Annotated in this window: 15 protein-coding genes and 1 tRNA gene; 9 read left to right on the plus strand and 7 right to left on the minus strand. The window is 73.7% G+C overall.

Annotated features, from left to right (window positions below):
- Positions 1-70: 70 nt before the first annotated feature.
- Positions 71-2,134 (minus strand): SpoIIE family protein phosphatase, encoded by a 2,064-nt coding sequence (locus ACH4FX_RS04980; protein ID WP_398475216.1) that lies wholly within the window; start codon positions 2,132-2,134, stop codon positions 71-73.
- A gap of 193 nt (positions 2,135-2,327) precedes the next feature.
- Between ACH4FX_RS04980 and ACH4FX_RS04985 the strand changes: the two genes are divergently transcribed.
- From ACH4FX_RS04985 to ACH4FX_RS05020, 8 genes are all read left to right on the plus strand, one after another.
- On the plus strand, positions 2,328-3,182 hold the full coding sequence (locus ACH4FX_RS04985) for a TetR family transcriptional regulator C-terminal domain-containing protein (RefSeq protein ID WP_398475218.1): 855 nt from the start codon (positions 2,328-2,330) through the stop codon (positions 3,180-3,182).
- Positions 3,183-3,209: 27 nt separating this feature from the next.
- The gene (locus ACH4FX_RS04990) at positions 3,210-4,097 is read left to right on the plus strand and encodes a 3-keto-5-aminohexanoate cleavage protein (protein WP_398475220.1); all 888 of its coding nucleotides are present in this window, start codon (positions 3,210-3,212) and stop codon (positions 4,095-4,097) included.
- Between the two features lie 48 nt (positions 4,098-4,145).
- Positions 4,146-5,102, plus strand: a complete 957-nt coding sequence (locus ACH4FX_RS04995; protein WP_398475222.1) for a 3-hydroxyacyl-CoA dehydrogenase NAD-binding domain-containing protein — start codon at positions 4,146-4,148, stop codon at positions 5,100-5,102.
- Positions 5,099-5,557 carry a thioesterase family protein gene (locus ACH4FX_RS05000; protein WP_398475224.1) on the plus strand — a complete coding sequence of 153 codons (459 nt, stop codon included), beginning with the start codon at positions 5,099-5,101 and terminating at the stop codon, positions 5,555-5,557. The genes ACH4FX_RS04995 and ACH4FX_RS05000 overlap by 4 nt, the downstream gene beginning before the upstream one ends.
- A gap of 116 nt (positions 5,558-5,673) precedes the next feature.
- A complete protein-coding gene (locus tag ACH4FX_RS05005; protein ID WP_398475226.1) occupies positions 5,674-6,030 on the plus strand; it encodes a DUF427 domain-containing protein in 357 nt (118 codons plus the stop codon).
- A gap of 98 nt (positions 6,031-6,128) precedes the next feature.
- Positions 6,129-7,109 carry a metallophosphoesterase family protein gene (locus ACH4FX_RS05010; RefSeq protein WP_398475228.1) on the plus strand — a complete coding sequence of 327 codons (981 nt, stop codon included), beginning with the start codon at positions 6,129-6,131 and terminating at the stop codon, positions 7,107-7,109.
- 24 nt (positions 7,110-7,133) lie between these two features.
- Positions 7,134-8,387, plus strand: coding sequence for an MFS transporter (locus ACH4FX_RS05015; RefSeq protein WP_398475230.1), 1,254 nt, complete (start codon positions 7,134-7,136; stop codon positions 8,385-8,387).
- The gene (locus ACH4FX_RS05020; RefSeq protein WP_398475232.1) at positions 8,378-9,475 is read left to right on the plus strand and encodes a hypothetical protein; all 1,098 of its coding nucleotides are present in this window, start codon (positions 8,378-8,380) and stop codon (positions 9,473-9,475) included. Before ACH4FX_RS05015 ends, ACH4FX_RS05020 begins: the two co-directional genes overlap by 10 nt.
- A 14-nt stretch (positions 9,476-9,489) precedes the next feature.
- On the opposite strand, the gene ACH4FX_RS05025 is transcribed toward ACH4FX_RS05020, so the two are convergent.
- The 5 genes from ACH4FX_RS05025 to ACH4FX_RS05045 form a co-directional block, all read right to left on the minus strand.
- Positions 9,490-10,125 carry a DUF309 domain-containing protein gene (locus tag ACH4FX_RS05025; RefSeq protein ID WP_398475512.1) on the minus strand — a complete coding sequence of 212 codons (636 nt, stop codon included), beginning with the start codon at positions 10,123-10,125 and terminating at the stop codon, positions 9,490-9,492.
- 133 nt (positions 10,126-10,258) lie between these two features.
- Positions 10,259-11,518 (minus strand): D-alanyl-D-alanine carboxypeptidase family protein, encoded by a 1,260-nt coding sequence (locus tag ACH4FX_RS05030; RefSeq protein ID WP_398475234.1) that lies wholly within the window; start codon positions 11,516-11,518, stop codon positions 10,259-10,261.
- A gap of 274 nt (positions 11,519-11,792) precedes the next feature.
- Positions 11,793-13,028, minus strand: a complete 1,236-nt coding sequence (locus ACH4FX_RS05035; protein ID WP_398475236.1) for a cytochrome P450 — start codon at positions 13,026-13,028, stop codon at positions 11,793-11,795.
- A 60-nt stretch (positions 13,029-13,088) separates the two neighbouring features.
- Positions 13,089-14,399, minus strand: a complete 1,311-nt coding sequence (locus ACH4FX_RS05040; RefSeq protein WP_398475238.1) for an MAB_1171c family putative transporter — start codon at positions 14,397-14,399, stop codon at positions 13,089-13,091.
- Between the two features lie 733 nt (positions 14,400-15,132).
- Positions 15,133-15,209: transfer RNA gene (locus ACH4FX_RS05045), tRNA-Pro, on the minus strand.
- Positions 15,210-15,398: 189 nt separating this feature from the next.
- On the opposite strand from ACH4FX_RS05045, the gene ACH4FX_RS05050 reads away from it, so the two are divergent.
- A complete protein-coding gene (locus ACH4FX_RS05050; protein WP_174856366.1) occupies positions 15,399-15,692 on the plus strand; it encodes a YiaA/YiaB family inner membrane protein in 294 nt (97 codons plus the stop codon).
- Here ACH4FX_RS05050 and soxR read toward each other — a convergent pair.
- Positions 15,673-16,170, minus strand: a complete 498-nt coding sequence (gene soxR, locus ACH4FX_RS05055; protein ID WP_398475240.1) for a redox-sensitive transcriptional activator SoxR — start codon at positions 16,168-16,170, stop codon at positions 15,673-15,675. The two genes, ACH4FX_RS05050 and soxR, sit on opposite strands and share 20 nt — an antisense overlap.
- Between the last annotated feature and the right edge of the window lie 7 nt (positions 16,171-16,177).

Raw genomic sequence — 16,177 nt, forward strand, 5'->3', positions numbered from 1 at the left:
TGCGTGTCCCCTCACTCGGCGGCCGGACGGGCTGTGTCGCTGCCCGCTGCCCGCCCGGCCACGACGGCCGTCACGGACAGTCGAACTCGCACCATACGCACTTTCCGGTGCCGCGCGGCTCCACACCCCACACATCCGCCAGCCGGTCCACCAGCAGCAGTCCGCGGCCCGACATCGCGGCCTCGTCGGCGTCCCGGCGCCGCGGCAGCGCGCTGGAGCGGTCGGCCACCTCCAGGCGCAGCCGCCGGTCGGTGCCGTGCGGCATCCGCACCGTCACCAGTGCCGCGCCGTCGGTGTGCAGCAGCGCGTTGGTGATCAGCTCGTCGGCGGCCAGCTCGACCTCCTCGGCGCGGTCCCGGGCGCCCCAGGCCCGTACCGCGGAGCGGATCATGTGGCGGGCGGCGGACAGCCCTTGGGGGTCGTCGGGCGCCACGTGCTGCTGGAGCCGGCCGGCGGCCGGGGCGACGGGCTCGCCGCCGCGCCGCAGGATCAGCATCGCCATGTCGTCGTCACCGGGCTGCTCGGCCGCCAGGTCGCAGAGCCGGTCGGCCAGTTGCTGCACGTCCTGCGGGCCGTCGCGCACCACCCTGGCCAAGTGCCGTATGCCGTCCTCGATGTCCGCGCCGGGCTGCTCCACCAGCCCGTCCGTGTACAGCACCAGGGTCTCGCCGACGGCCAGGTGGACGGTGGTGACGGGGTAGTCGAGGTCCCCGAAGCCGGTCGCGATGCCCAGCGGGAGGCCGCCGGTCACCTCCAGCCGGCGGCAGTGGCCCTCGGCGTGCCGCAGCAGCGGGTCCACGTGCCCGGCGCGTACCAGCCGCACGGTTCCGGTGGTCAGGTCGGCCTCCGCGTACGTGCAGGTGGCGAAGCGGTCGGTGTCCAGTTCGCCGAGGAAGGCGGAGGCACGGGCCATGACGGTGGCGGGTGTGTGGCCCTCGGCGGCGTAGGCCCGCAGCACGATGCGCAGCTGGCCCATGACGGTCGCGGCGTGCGTGTCGTGCCCCTGGACATCCCCGATGACGGCAGCGACCCGGCCCTCGGGCAGCTGGACGACGTCGTACCAGTCGCCGCCGATGTCCCGGCCGATGCGGGCGGCGCGGTAGCGGACGGCGATCTGGGCGCCGGGGATGCCCGGGATGCGACGCGGCAGCATGGCCTGCTGGAGCCCCTCGGCGAGGTCGTGCTCCTGGTCGTAGAGCATGGCGCGGGCCAGGCTCTGCGCGACGCTGGAGCCGAGCGCGACCAGCAGGTCGCGCTCCTGTACGCCGAACGGGTTCTCCGAGCGGTAGAACAGCCCCACCACGCCGATCGGCCGGGCCTGCGCGATGAGCGGCAGGTACGCGGCGGAGCCGAAGTCCATCCGTTCGAGGTGCGGCCAGAGCGCGGGGTAGCGCTCGGCGAACTCGGCGCGGGAGCGGATGAAGCACGGCTGGAGGGTGCGCACCACCTCGCTCATCGGGAACTCGTCCTCGATCCGCAGCACCTCGTGCTGCGGCACGAAGCTGCCCGCCTGCCCCTCGTGGACCACGCGGATGCGGCCCGCCTCGACCAGGCCGACGATGACGTTCTGCGCGCCCAGCCGGATCAGGGCCTGGTCGTCGCCGAGCACGTCGATGACGTCCCGGACGGTCCTGGCGTGCGCCAGAGCCGCCGTGGTGCGCTCCACCAGGCCGGTGTTGCGCAGTCTGCGGGCGTGCGCCTGGGCCCGCTCCGCCGCTTGGGCGTATTCCTGGCCGGCGTCGCGGACGACGCCGATGACGCGGCGCGGCCGGCCGGTGGCGTCGCGGCGGATGCTGGCCTGGGTGTGGGTCCAGCGCACCGTGCCGTCCCGCAGCCGGACGCGGAAGTAGGCGCCGTAGGACTCGCTGCCGTCCTTCAGGGACTGCGCGACGACGGCCTCCAGGCGGGCCGCCTCGTCGGGCGGCAGACGGCAGGACAGGGTCGCCGGATCGGAGTCGTACTCCTCCGGCAGCAGGTCGAAGACCTCAAGAGCGGAGCCGTCCATGTGCATACGGCCGCTGTCGAGGTCCCAGTCGAAGCCGCCCATGCCGTTGAGGGCCAGGGTCAGGTCCGGATGGGCCGGCCAGTCGTCCGGCACCGACACGGCCGACGGCTTCGCACCCCGGTCAGCCATGTCCGCCACTTTGCCACATTCCGCCGCTTTACGGGCGGTGCGGCAACCGGGGCCGAGGCCCCGCCCGTCCCCTGACTTATGCATCAGTCAGTGCGCAACACAGCACACCAACCCTTGCCATTAGCGGCTTCTGCGCCTCACCCACTCGCGAGGCCATTGCGATGTGCTCAACACACTGTTACGGTCCCGGACCATGGACGAAGACCCCGGCACCCGGGTCGCCGACGCCGACGTGGCCGACCGCGTCAAGCAGGTGGTCGAGCGCCTCGGATGCAGCCGCCGCGAGTTCGCCCGGCGGATCGTGATGGACCCCTCCAAGCTGTCCAGGTCACTGGGCGGCACCCGGCGCTTCACCCTCGCCGAGATCGTGCGCGTCGCGGACATCGGCGGGGTGGACGTGGCGTGGCTGCTCGGCTCCCGCGGCGGGACGCCGGCGCGCGGCCGGGCGCCGGCCGCGGTGCCCGAGGGCGGGCGACCGCTGCAGATCGTGCGGGAGACGGTCCGGCTGATCGCCGAACACGGCTTCCACGCCGTACGGGTCGCCGACATCGCCGCCGCCTGCGGCACCAGCACGGCCGCCGTGCACTACCACTTCCCCGGCCGTGACGAGCTGCTGGAGGCGGCCGTGCGCTGGTGCATGGACGAGGACACCGCGCGGCGCGCGGCGGGCCTGGCCGAAGCCGCGGACGCGCGCGCCGAACTGCTCCACCTCATCGCCTTGCAGACGCCGCGCACCGAACAGCAGCGGCGGCAGTGGCTGGTCTGGCTCGACCTGTGGGCGCAGGCCGCCCGCTCCACCGCCGTCGGGCGGCTGCACGAGCACTACTACCGGCAGTGGCGGACCACCGTCGCCGAGGTCGTCCGCCGGGGCGTCGAACAGGGCGTCTTCCGGCCCGTCGACCCGGAGTCCACCGCGCTGCGGCTCACCGCGCTCATCGACGGCCTGGCCACCCAGGTGCTCGCCACCGCACCCGACAGCACCACCCCGGACCGCATGCACGCGGCGCTGCTCGCCTTCGTCGAAGGCGAACTGACACCCGCTGCCTAGCCCGCCTCCTCCACCGAAGGACACCGCGTGAACAACGACGTCATCATCACCTGCGCGCTCACCGGCGCCGGCGACACCGTGGGCCGCTCCCCGCACGTGCCCGTCACGCCCGGGCAGATAGCCCGGTCCGCCGTCGAGGCGGCCTCGGCCGGCGCCGCCGTCGTACACATCCACGTACGCGACCCGGAGACCGGTGCTCCCTCCCGCGACCCCCGTCTGTACGCCGAGGTCGTCGAGCGGATCAAGGAGACCGGCACCGACGTCGTCATCAACCTCACCGCCGGGATGGGCGGCGACCTCGTCATCGACCCGGACGAGCCGCTGCGGCAGCTGCCCGGTACGGATCTGGTCGGCGGTCTGGAGCGGCTGCCGCATGTCGAGGAGCTGCTCCCCGACATCTGCACCCTGGACTGCGGCTCCCTCAACTTCGGCGACGGCTCCAGCCTGTACGTGTCCACTCCGGACATGCTGCGCGCGGGCGCCCGGCGCATCCAGGAGCTGGGCGTACGGCCGGAGCTGGAGATCTTCGACACCGGGCAGCTGTGGTTCGCCAAGCAGCTGCTGGCCGAGGGGCTGCTCGACGACCCGACCGTCTTCCAGCTGTGCATGGGCATTCCGTGGGGCGCGCCGGCCGACCCGGGCGTGCTCCAGTCGATGGTCGCGATGCTCCCGGAGGGCGCCGAGTGGGCCAGCTTCGCGCTCGGCCGGATGCAGGTGCCGTGGGTCGCGCAGTCCATCCTGCTCGGCGGCAACGTACGGGTGGGGCTGGAGGACAACCTGTACCTGAGCAAGGGCGTCCAGGCGACCAACGGGCAGCTGGTCGAACGCGCCGTACAGATCACGGAGTTGCTGGGCGCGAACGTCGCCACCCCGGACCAGGCCCGGGCGCGCCTCGGCCTGAAGCCGCGCGGCTGAGCCGGACCGCCCGCCCCCCTATCCCGCCCCGACCTCCAGGAGTTCCCCATGTCCCCCACCCCTCCCCGGTCCGTGCGCCGTGTGGCGTGCATCGGCGCCGGCGTCATAGGCGGCGGCTGGGTCGCCCACTTCCTCGCCCGCGGCTACGACGTCACCGCCTGGGACCCGGCACCGGACGCCGAGGACAAGCTGCGCCGCCTGGTCACGGCCGCCTGGCCCGCCCTGGCACAGCTCGGCCTGGCCGAAGGCGCCTCCGCCGACCGCCTCACCCTGGCACCGACCCTCGCCGAGGCCGTCGCCGACGCGGAGTTCGTCCAGGAGAGCGCCCCCGAGCAGCTGGAACTCAAGCGCGACCTGCTCGCCCAGCTCGACGCGGCCGCCCCGCCCGGTGTGGTCATCGCCTCGTCCACCTCCGGCTATCCGATGACCGACATGCAGACCACGGCCGCCACTCCCGGCCGCCTGGTCGTCGGGCACCCGTTCAACCCGCCCTACCTCATCCCGCTGGTCGAGGTCATCGGCGGCGAGCGGACCGAGCGCGCGGCGGTCGAGTGGGCCGCACGCTTCTACGAGGCGGCGGGCAAGTCCGTGATCACCATGGACCGCGAGCTGCCCGGCTTCATCGCCAACCGCCTCCAAGAGGCCCTGTGGCGGGAAGCGCTGCACATGGTCGCCAACGGGGAGGCCACGGTCGAGGACATCGACGCGTCGATCACCGAAGGGCCGGGGCTGCGCTGGGCGTTCATGGGGCCGATCCTGACGTTCGCGCTGGCCGGCGGCGAGGGCGGGATGGCCCACATGCTGGACCACTTCGGTCCGTCGCTGAAGTCCCCGTGGACCCGGCTGGCGGCGCCCGAGCTGGACCGCGCGCTGCGCGACGCGATGGTCGACGGCTGCGAGCGGGCCGCCCGGGGCCGTACGTACGCGCAGCTCGTCGCCGAGCGCGACCAGGGCGTCATCGACGTGCTGCGCGCGACCGGCCGCCTGGGCGGGCCCGCCCGGTGACGGCGCGCCTGCCACTGCTGCGCCGGACGGTCCAGGACGACTGGATCGACTACAACGGCCATCTCTCCGAGGCCTATTACGTCCTGGTCTTCGGCTTCGCCACGGACGCCCTCATGGACGCGGCCGGCCTCGACGCGGCCTACCGCGTCCGTACCGGGCACTCGCTCTACACGGTCGAGGCGCACGTGCGCTACCTCGCGGAGGTGCCGCGGGGCGCCGGGCTCGCGGTGCGGACCACGGTGCTGGGCGTGGGCGCGAAGAAGGCACGGTTCGTCCACGAGATGTACGTGGACGGCGCGGCCGGCGGCCCGGTGGCCACGGAGGAGATTTTCGCCCTGCACGTGCACCAGGGCGCGGGGCGGGCCGCGCCGCTGCCCGAGGAGGCGCGGGAGCGGCTGGCGGCGCTGGCCGGGCCGGTGCCGGAGTGGGCGGGGCGGGGAATCCGGGACGTGTAGCACGCGTTGCACGGCGTGTCCCCCGCCGGGCGGGGGCGCGCCGCCGCCGGGTCGGCCGCCCGGCCACCGCGCGGTGCGACTCTAGAGTTCCACGCCCCGTCCAGAGAGGACCCGTCATGCCGTCCGTACCAGGTCACCGCATCACCGTCGAAGAGGGCACCGACCACGTCCGCGTCGTCCACGACGGCCAGGTCGTCGCCGACAGCCGCCGTCCGCTGCTGCTCCACGAGACCGGCTATCCGGTGCGCTACTACCTGCCGCCCGCGGACGTCCGCACGGACCTGCTGGTCCCGTCCGGGACCAGCACCCACTGCCCGTTCAAGGGAGACGCCTCCTACTGGTCGCTCTCCGGTGGCCCGGAGGACATCGCGTGGGCCTACCCTGCGCCGAAGTCCGCGGTGGCCCGGATCAAGGACCACCTCTGCTTCTACGAGGCGGAGTTGGTGGACGAGGGCAGCGAGGGAAGCGAGTAGGAAAGTTTCCTAACTATTCTCCTCCGGACTTATTGACGCGTACATGTACCGTCGTCAGGATTCCTCCGACGGCACCTCCGCCGACCGAGGAGACGGACATGACGCCCACCCCCCGCGCCACGAAGTCCCGCACCACCCGCTCCGCCCGGCCCTTCCTGGCCAACCCCCGCACCGGCATACCCACCGCCGCGGGCGCGGTCCTCGCGCTCGTCGGCGGTGCGCTGCTGTGGTCACCGGCCGGGCGGGCGGACGCCGCGCCGGAGCGGACGGCGGCGCGGGCCGGCGGCTTCACCGCGGTGGCCGCCGGCGACATCGCCGAGCAGTGCACCGCGAGCAGCAGCAGCTGCGTGCATCCGAAGACCGCGGCCCAGGTCAAGAAGATCAACCCGGCCTTCGTGCTGACCATGGGCGACAACCAGTACGACGACGCCCGCCTGAAGGACTTCCAGAAGTACTACGACACGTCCTGGGGCGCGTTCAAGGCGAAGACCCACCCGGTGGCCGGCAACCACGAGACGTACGACCCGGCCGGCAAGCTGGCCGGGTACAAGTCCTACTTCGGCTCCCTCGCCTACCCCCAGGGCAAGAGCTACTACAGCTTCGACCACGGCAACTGGCACTTCATCGCGCTGGACTCCAACAGCCTGGACTCCGCGCAGACCAAGTGGCTCAAGGGCGACCTCGCCGCCAACTCCAAGAAGTGTGTGGCCGCCTACTGGCACCACCCGCTGTTCTCCTCCGGCGAGCACGGCAACCAGCCGGTCAGCCGCTCGGTGTGGAAGCTGCTGTACGACGCCAAGGCCGAGCTGGTGCTCAACGGGCACGACCACCACTACGAGCGCTTCGCGCCGCAGGACCCGGACGGCAACGCCGACCCGAAGGGGCTGGTCGAGCTGCTCGCCGGGATGGGCGGCGCCAACCCGTACAAGATCGAGGAGGTCCAGCCGCACAGCGAGAAGCGGCTGACGAAGACCTTCGGCGTGGTCAAGCTGGACTTCACCGACGACGGGTTCTCCTGGGAGCTGGTCGGCACGGACGGGAAGACGAAGGACAGCAGCCCGTCCTACCAGTGCCACTGACCGGCGGCCCGGAACCCACCCGCCATGTATCTCGCCACCACCGGCGCGGCCGCCGCCACCACGCGGCTGACGCGCGGCCGCGTCGCCGGACCGGTCCTCGCCCTCGGCACGGTCAGCCTGGTCACCGACATCTCCTCCGAGATGGTCACCGCCGTACTGCCCCTGTACTTCGTCCTCCAACTCGGCCTCTCACCGCTCCAGTTCGGATTTCTGGACGGGCTCTACAACGGTGTCACCGCACTCGTACGGCTGCTGGGCGGGCACGCCGCCGACCGCGGCGGGCGGCACAAGCTGGTGGCCGGCACCGGGTACGCGCTGTCCGCGCTGTCCCGGCTGGGCCTGCTGCTCGCGGGCGGCGGCACGGCCGGGATCGGCGCGGCCATCGCCGCCGACCGCATCGGCAAGGGCGTACGGACCGCCCCGCGCGACGCGCTGATCTCGCTCAGCAGCCCGCCGGACACCCTGGGCCGGGCGTTCGGCGTGCACCGCGCGATGGACACCACGGGTGCGCTGCTCGGCCCGCTCGCCGCGTTCGCACTGCTGTGGGCGACCGCGGACGCCTACGACGCGGTGTTCGTCGTCAGCTTCTGCGTCGGGCTGCTGGGTGTGCTGCTGCTGGTCGCGTTCGTGCCGGGACGCGCTGCTCCGGGCCCGGTCGCCGCCCCCGGCCCACGGGTCCCACTGCGCAGCCGGATCACCGAGCCGCTGCGCGACGCCGCCTTCCGGCGGATCATGCTGGCCGCCGCCCTGCTGGGCGCGGCCACCATCGGCGACTCGTTCGTCTACCTGCTGCTCCAGCGGCAACTGGACTTCGCGGTGCGCTGGTTCCCGCTGCTGCCGCTCGGCACCGCCGCGGTCTACCTGCTCCTCGCGGTGCCCGCCGGGCGGCTCGGCGACCGCATCGGACGCCGGGTCCCCTTCCTCCTCGGCCACGCGGCCCTGCTCGCCGCCTACGTCCTGCTGCTGGCCGTCGGCGACGGCACCGTCCTGCTGGTCGGTGTACTGGTGCTGCTCGGTGTCTTCTACGCGGCCACCGACGGCGTGCTGATGGCCCTGGCGGGCCCGGTGCTGCCGGCGGCGCGCCGGGCGAGCGGCATGGCGCTGCTCCAGACGGGCCAGGCGCTGACCCGGCTGCTCGCCGCCGCGGGGTTCGGTGCCGCCTGGACCCTGTGGGACAGCCGGGCCGCGCTGGTCACCGCCGTCGTCGTCCTCGCGGCCGCCCTGGCGGGCGCCGCCGCGCTGCTTCCCCGTACGGAAAGGCGGTCGTCGTGGTCGTGACGGACAGGGCAAGTGCCCCGGCGGAGAGCACGCCCCGCGGGGCAGGGCCGGGCGGGCCGTCCCTGCGCGCCCGTGTCATCGCCATCGCGGTGGCCACCGCCGTACTCGCCACGGTCGCCGTGGTCTACACGGTGACGGCGGCCCGGCGCGCCGATTCCGCCGACACGCCCTCGGCGTTCGGGCTGGACCGCGGACAGCTGTACTTCCGCAGTACACGGGAGGGGGACGGGGCGGGGCGGGTGGCACGCGTGGCCGCCGTGCCGGCCGCCCGCGGGGCCGCCGCGATGAGCGCGAAGGCGGCCCCGGCGCCGGACCACCGCACCACCGGCGGCCCCGTCTGCGAACGCTTCCACGCGGCCGGCGGCACCGCCCTGTGCCTCCAGCGCCGTCCCGGCATCCCCCCGGCCGCGTACGCCGTCGTCCTGGACGGACGGCTGCGCGAGAAACGCCGGATCGCCCTGACCGGCATCCCCAACCGGGCCCGGGTCTCCGCCTCCGGCCGGATGCTGTCCTGGACGATGTTCGCCACCGGCGACTCCTACGCCACCACCTCCTTCTCCACCCGGACGTCCCTCCTCGACACCCGCACCGGCTACCTGATCAAGAACATGGAGGACATCCCGCTCACCCTCGACGGCCGCCGCTACCACTCCCCCGACGTCAACTACTGGGGCGTCAGCTTCGCCCGCGACGACAACCGCTTCTACGCCACGGTCTCCACGAAGGGCCGGACCTACCTCGTCGAGGGGGATCTGCGCCGCTGGACGGCCCGCACCCTGCGCGAGAACGTGGAGTGCCCGTCACTCTCCCCCGACAACACCCGGCTGGCCTTCAAGAAGCGGGTGCGGGAAGGGGCCCGCGACCCCTGGCGGCTGTACGTGCTCGACCTGCGCACGATGCGGGAACAGCCGCTCGCGGAGGAGCGCAGCGTGGACGACCAGGCGGCCTGGCTGGACGACCACACGCTCGGCTACGCGCTGCCGGGGCGCGGCGGCAGGGGCAGCGACATCTGGACCGTCCCGGCGGACGGCACCGGCGCCCCGGCGCTACGGGTGGCCGACGGCTCGTCCCCCGCACCGGTGCGCTGACCGGGCCACCCGCGCTACTCGGCGGGCCCACCGCCCCCGGCGCACAGGCGCGGCGCGTTCCCGGCCGCGTCGACCGGCCCGTCCGGTCCGCCCAGCCGGTCCGCCAGGTCCTGCGCCCAGCCCGTGAGCCCGGCGACGTCGATGTCGTACGGGACGGTGTCCGCGTACGGGGCGATGGCGCCCGCGCCCCGGAGCAGCAGCGCCGCACCGCCCTTCGCGTTGCCGCGGGCGGCGTGCGTCAGCCCGACGGCGAGCTGGGCGAGGCCGCGCCACAGCTGCCGCTCCGGCTCGGGGGCCGTCTTCCAGGAGTCCTCCAGCACTTCGTGGGCGTGGAAGGGCATACCGCGGTCCAAGAGGTCCTGGGCCTCGGCGAGCGCCTGCCGGGGACGGCGCTCGACGCCCTCGGGCTGGCGGGCCACGCCCGGCGCGCCGTACGGGAGCGGGCGGCCCAGGCCGTCCCGCGGCCGGGCGTTGCGGGCCCGGCCCTCGGGGTCACGGTCCCGTCCGGCCCCGGCCGCCGCTCCGGTACCGCTTCCGGCGCCGCAGTGTTCGCAGCCGGACTCGGCCGGGCGGTCCGGGATCCGGCCGCACTCCGGGCACACCCGGTCCAGCCAGCAGGCCGGGTCGCCGCCCTCATCGCCTCGTGTCACGTTCACGGTTCGATTGTGCAGCGCGCGGCGGGCCGGTGTGCGGCCGGGGCGGCGGCCGGGGGGCGGCCGGGGGGGGGCGGCCGGGGGGCCGGAGCAACGGCCATGGGGCCGGAGCCGGGCGGCGGCCGTACGGTCAGGAACCGTCGCCGGGCGTCCGCCGACCGCGGACGTACATCCGCCAGCCGAAGACGGCACCGATCGCGAGCGCCACGGAGAAACCGCCGGCGACCGCCCACAGCCTGGCGTCCGTACGCCGTCCGGGCCCCCGGGAAACCTGGGCGGCGACCGGCCGCACGGAGGCGGCGTGGCCTTCCGCCCCGCCGCGCGCCCCGCCGGCCGACGGAGCGGACCGGCCGCCGCCCGGCGCGGCGGCAGCGGCCTGGAGGGAGCCCACCGGGCGCGCCTTGCCCACCGCCTTGAAGCCCCAGTCCAGCAGCGAACCCGCCTCGTGGTACACGGCGTTGCCGGCCCCGGACTGCGGTCCCAGCACGGTGACCAGCAAGGTACGGCCACCGCGGCGGGCCGCGGCGATCAGGGTGTTGCCGGCGTTGCTCGTGTAGCCGTTCTTGACGCCCACGATGCCGGGGTAGCGCGGCATCCCGTTCGCACCGGACAGCATCCGGTTGGTGTTCTGGATCTCGAACGAGGGGCTGCCCCTGCTGGGGAACCGGGCCGTCGTGGTGGCGCAGTACCGGGCGAAGTCGGCGTTGGCGAGCCCCGCGCGGCCGAACACGCTCAGGTCGTACGCCGAGGACAGCTGCCCCGGACTGTCGTACCCGTCCGGGGACCGCACCGTGGTGTCCCGGGCGCCCAGTTGCCGCGCCCTGGCCTGCATTTCCTTCGCGGTGGCCGTCCAGCCGCCGTTCATCGAGGCGAGCACCCGTACCGCGTCGTTGCCGGAGCGCAGGAAGACGCCCCGCCACAGGTCGGCGACCTGGTAGCTGCGGCCCTCCTGGAGGCCGACGAGGCTGCTGCCGGAACCGATGCCGGCCAGCTCCTTCGCGGTGACCTTGTGCACGGCGCCCGCGCGGAACTTCGGCAGGACGGTGACCGCGAACAGGGTCTTGAGGGTGCTGGCGGGCGCGAGCCGCTGGTGCGCGTTCTTGGCCGCCAGCACGTCGCCCGTACGGACGTCGGTCACCGTCCAGGCGCGGGCGGTCACCCCGCCGGGCAGCGCGGGCGCGCCGGCCCCCACCACCTCCAGCCCGGTGCGGTCCCCCAGCTGGTCCGCCACCGGCCCCCTGGCCGCCCCCGCCCCCCGGTCCGCCGCCTGCCGGCCCGTCACGACCTCGTCGGCACGGGCCACCGTCGGTATGGAGGTGAGGGTCAGGCCGGTGACGGCGATGACGGCCAGCGCACCGGCATTCCGCGACAAAAGCGTGTCAATTGCCATGCCTTCACGCTAGGAAGCGTGCACTTCGGCCGCAGAGGGACCTACGCCAGACGGCCGAAGCCTCACCGGGACCGGAGAAGCGGGGTGAAAACGGGGAGGCTCAAGGCCAAAGCCTCACGGGCGGCTACGGCGAAGGAACGCCTCTGCGGCCACACACGCCCCGCGCGCACGAGGACCCGCCCGGTGCGACGGGGGATGCACACCGGGCGGGCCTCACGACCTTTTCTACCGCATGCAGGAACGGTTATGCCTCAAAAACTTGTTCGCCCCGCAACTACCAGGCGACGGGGAGCGAGATCAGGCCACGTGAGCGCAGGGTGCGGCGGTACTCCAGCGCGGCCCGCGGCCCGTCCAGCCGCAGACCGGGAAAACGCCTGATGAGAGCGGTCAGCGCGGTCACCGTCTCCAGCCGCGCCAGCGCCGCGCCGAGGCAGTGGTGGATGCCATGCCCGAACGCAAGGTGCCCCGCGGTGTCACGGCCCGGATCCAGCGTTCCCGCGGCGGTGAAACGGTGCGGGTCGCGATTGGCCGAAGCCAGGGCGAGCAGCACACTCTCCCCCGCGGGCACCCGTACGCCGCCGATCTCCACGTCCTCCAGGGGGAACCTGCGGATGGCCAGCGAGGCCGGCCCGTCGTAGCGCGCAAACTCCTCCACGGCCGCCGACAGTTCGGCTGGATTCGTACGCAACGCTGTGAGGCGGTCGGGGTGGTCGAGCAGGGCGAGCACGGAGTTGCCGATGAGGTGGACGGTGTTCTCGTAGCCGGCGAAGAGGAGGAGGAAGGCCAGCGAGGTGAGTTCGTCCTCGGTGAGCCGGTCCCCGAGCCCGTCTCCGCCCCCGCGCCCGCTCCTGTCCCCGTCCCGCACCAGGATCAAGTCGGAGAGCAGATCGCCCCCCGGCTCCGCCCGCTTGGCGGCTATCAGGTCGGTGAAATAGCGCATCATCGCCCCGACGGCCTCCTTCGCCCCTTCCGGCCGGGCCGGGTCGGGCGTGACCAGCGCGTCCGTCCAGGCACGGAAGTCCGGCCGGTCGCCCTCCGGTACGCCCAGGAGGTCGCAGATGACGATGATGGGCAACGGGCCCGCATAACTGGCCACCAGGTCCGTCCGCCCGGCGCCCTCGACCGCGTCCAGCAGAGCGTCCGCGACCCGCCGCACGGGCTCCCGCAGCTTCTCGACCCGGGCGGAGGTGAACGCCTTGGCCACCAGGCGGCGCACCCGGGTGTGGTCCGGCGGGTCCATGTTGAGCAGGTTGGCGTCCAGAGCGGGCGGCAGCGCGAACCCGCGGTAGCCGCCGCGCGCGTTGCGCTTGTCCAGGGAGAGCCGGGGGTCGGCCAGGCACCGGCGCACGTCCTCGTACCGCGTCACCAGCCACGCAGGCCGCCCGTCCGGACCGGCGATCCGGTGGACGGGCCCGGCTTCCCGCAGCGCCGCGTAACCGGCGTACGGGTCGTCCAGGAGGTGCGTCACGTCGATGAGGTCGTCGGGGCCGGTCTCGGCGGTGTTCTGCATGGTGCATGACTCTAGACACGGCGTCCGCCGAGCCCATGGGCGCCCGCCGCCCGCCCCGGCTCAGTGCCGCTGCATCGCGCTGCGCTGGCGCAGTTCGGTGAGCACGGTGTCGGTCAGCGGCGAATGGTAGACGTCCGCGACGCGCGCCAAGTGCTCGAATTCCGCGGCCAGTTCGGCGGACCGGCCGAGCCGCGCACCGCCGGGCAGGCAGCCCGGCGGTCGCTCCCGGGCCCCGGCGAACCCGTCCTCCGCACGCTCCGGCGCCCCCGGCCACTCCTCCGCCCGCACCACCACGCTCTCCGCGCCGATCACGGGAACGCGCCCGACCGCCCGGTTCTCCAGACCGCGGCGCAGCGCGGCGGCCTCCGCGACGGCCGCCAGCTGGCGTTCGTCCGCCACCACGGCACGCCCGCGCTCGCGCGCGATGTCGACGGTGTCCGCCTCCACGTACCGCCGGATGCCGCGCTGCACGTCCCGGATCTGCGCCAGCTGCCGGTCGGCGCGCCACTGGAGGCCGGCGAACGGCCACCGCCCGCCCAGAAACGGGCGGTTCGCCGTCATCTCGGGAACCTGGGTGGCGACGTCCTTCCACAGCGGGTGCAACCGGCGCAGTCGGCGCCAGGCGTTCGCCCGCGGACCCGCGGCCGGCAGCGCGAACCCGGCCAGCACCAGGACCGCGGCGGCCGAGGCGCTCAACGGCGCCACCCCGTCGGACAGCCACGGCACCTCGTACCCGGCCCAGGACAGTGCGAAGCCGGCCAGCTTGCAGGCGCAGTACGCCAGACCGAGCCAGCAGCCCGCGGCCAGCACCCGCAGCCCCCGGGCGAGCCAGGAGGCGCCGAGCCGGCCGGCGTAGCGCGGGCAGAGCGTGCCCAGGCCCGCGAGGCTCGCGCCGAAGATGGCCAGATACAGCACCAGGAACGTCATCACTCCCGGCGAGCCGGGGTACGCCGTACCGAAGTCGCGGGGGTGTTCCACGCCGTCCGGCCGCCCGGTGACGAAACAGGTGACCGCCACCGCCCAGGCCACGGCCACGGCCGCCACGGCCGTACGGGACCGCGCCCGCGCCCGCGCGCGGCCCTCCGCGCCCGTACCGCCGTTCCAGCGCAGCAACAGGACGAACGCGCCCGTCGCGAACACCACGACCGAGGAGGAGAGCAGCACCATCGACAGGTTCGGCACACCGGTCAGCCGGTCGAACCACCGGTAGACGCCGGGGACGGAGAAGAGGAACACCGTCGTGGCACCGGCGCTCATCACGCACGTCAGCCCCAGGACCACGTTGCCGCGGCCAGGGAGCCAGGCACGCGCCCTGAAGGCGACGAGGGCCCAGACCACTCCGCCGAAACACAGATACAGCACGTCAAACACTCGATCCCCCGTCCGAGTAACCGATTCCGGCGCCACACGGCGCCGCCCTTCTTCGCGCCGTCGCTCGTGCAACCCGTGGCGCCGGGCACACCGCGCCGGTGCCGCAGCGCGGGCCCGTCGCTCTCCGCACCGCCGGGCGCCACGTGCCCCATCAGCACGCGGCCGATTTCATGCAGCACGATGTACGTCCGAAGCCAGGCAGCGGCCCGCAGCCCGCAGAAAATCCCGCGCCCGTCACCGGCGCAGACCGTCGAACCCGGAGCCCTGCCCCTCGGCCGCATCGGCGCACCCCGCGCGGAACACCCCCGGCACCCCGTGCCCACATCGCCCATGCCCGTCGGACCGGCCCCGCCCGGCAGCACCATCCCCCTGACCAGCCGCCCGCAGCGATACCGGCCCCGCACGCCCCCCATGGCATCCGCTCCCCCGGCTCCCGGCCACCCGCGCCCCGCACGCAGCTGACACCCCCGAAACCGCAGCCCGCATCCTGACACGCGAGGAATAACGCGCACCAGTCCACTTACGGACAGTGAAAACACCGGAAGCAGGGGCCTGTTTCCAGGGAATCGAAGACGGGACGGAGAGGGGCCGGGTCGGCCCGGAAAGCGGCGGCCGGCCGTACGCCTGGCCGTCCGGGCGGCCGGCACAGGCCCTCGCCGACGGCGCCACGCCCGAACACCGCGAAGGCCGCCCTCGCATCCCTGCGAGAACGGCCTACGACCTGCGAAAACGCTGGTCGGGACGACAGGATTTGAACCTGCGACCCCTTGACCCCCAGTCAAGTGCGCTACCAAGCTGCGCCACGTCCCGATGCCCGGCCGGCCGGGTGTGGGCCCGGGTGGCCGTGCACGAGAACAATACCGCATGTCAGGGGGTGTCCACCGCCAGGTTTCGGTGGGGCGGCCGGGTGGGTGGTCCGGGGTGGGCGGTGTTCTCGGGCGGGTGGGGATGAGTACGCGTACTCATGCAGGGCCGGGCGGGTGGCGGGACGCTACGCGCATGACCACTCCATCGATACAGCGGCCGACGACCACCGCCTTCTTCGTCCAGTCCGCGATCTCGTTCGGGCTCTCCCTGGTCGCCCTGATGGTGGGCATCGTCAAGCTGCCCGTGGGCGCCTGGGAGCGCGGCTTCCTCGGGCTCGGGCTGATCTTCGTGGTCTCGTCGGCGTTCACGCTGGCCAAGTGCGTACGGGACCGGCAGGAGGTCGAGGAGGTCACCAACCGGGTGGACAAGGCCCGGATCGACAAGCTCCTCATCGAGCAGGACGTCTTCAAGCCCGGTCAGGTGTGACGCCGGGCGCGTCGACGCCGACCGTTTCGGGGCGGTCGCCCAGCAGGTAGCGGGCGCCCGCCCCGCTCTCCGCCGCCGCGTCGCCCGGGTTGTACAGGCCGCATTTGCGCAGGCTCAGACAGCCGCAGCCGATGCAGCCCGCCAACTGGCCGCGCAACCGCTGGAGTTCGGCGATCTGCTGGTCGATGCGTCGGGTCCAGGTGCGGGCGACGCTGTTCCACTGGGCGGCGTTGGGCGCGCGGTCCTGCGGCAGCTTGGCCAGAGCGGCGCTGGTCTCCTCCAGGGAGAGGCCGACCACCTGGGCCGCCCGGATGAAGGCGACGCGGCGCAGGGTGGCGCGGGTGAAGCGGCGCTGTCCGCCGCTGGTGCGTTCGGAGTGGATCAGTCCCAGTTCCTCGTAGTAGCGCAGCGCGGAGGCGGCCAGTCCGCTGCGGCCTGCGAGTTCCCCGATCGGGAGGCGGTCGTGGGGTGATGTCATGCCCGCA

The organism is Streptomyces sp. NPDC018019, from assembly GCF_044327805.1.
Lineage (GTDB): Bacteria > Actinomycetota > Actinomycetes > Streptomycetales > Streptomycetaceae > Streptomyces.

Bases quoted from the DNA above. Each gene is read 5' to 3' on its own strand.
- ACH4FX_RS04985 (WP_398475218.1), top strand. From the start codon at position 2,328: ATGGACGAAGACCCCGGCACCCGGGTCGCCGACGCCGACGTGGCCGAC.
- ACH4FX_RS05035 (WP_398475236.1), bottom strand. From the start codon at position 13,028: ATGCAGAACACCGCCGAGACCGGCCCCGACGACCTCATCGACGTGACG.
- soxR (WP_398475240.1), bottom strand. From the start codon at position 16,170: ATGACATCACCCCACGACCGCCTCCCGATCGGGGAACTCGCAGGCCGC.
- ACH4FX_RS04995 (WP_398475222.1), top strand. From the start codon at position 4,146: ATGTCCCCCACCCCTCCCCGGTCCGTGCGCCGTGTGGCGTGCATCGGC.
- ACH4FX_RS05005 (WP_398475226.1), top strand. From the start codon at position 5,674: ATGCCGTCCGTACCAGGTCACCGCATCACCGTCGAAGAGGGCACCGAC.
- ACH4FX_RS04980 (WP_398475216.1), bottom strand. From the start codon at position 2,134: ATGGCTGACCGGGGTGCGAAGCCGTCGGCCGTGTCGGTGCCGGACGAC.
- ACH4FX_RS05050 (WP_174856366.1), top strand. From the start codon at position 15,399: ATGACCACTCCATCGATACAGCGGCCGACGACCACCGCCTTCTTCGTC.
- ACH4FX_RS05010 (WP_398475228.1), top strand. From the start codon at position 6,129: ATGACGCCCACCCCCCGCGCCACGAAGTCCCGCACCACCCGCTCCGCC.
- ACH4FX_RS05030 (WP_398475234.1), bottom strand. From the start codon at position 11,518: ATGGCAATTGACACGCTTTTGTCGCGGAATGCCGGTGCGCTGGCCGTC.
- ACH4FX_RS05015 (WP_398475230.1), top strand. From the start codon at position 7,134: ATGTATCTCGCCACCACCGGCGCGGCCGCCGCCACCACGCGGCTGACG.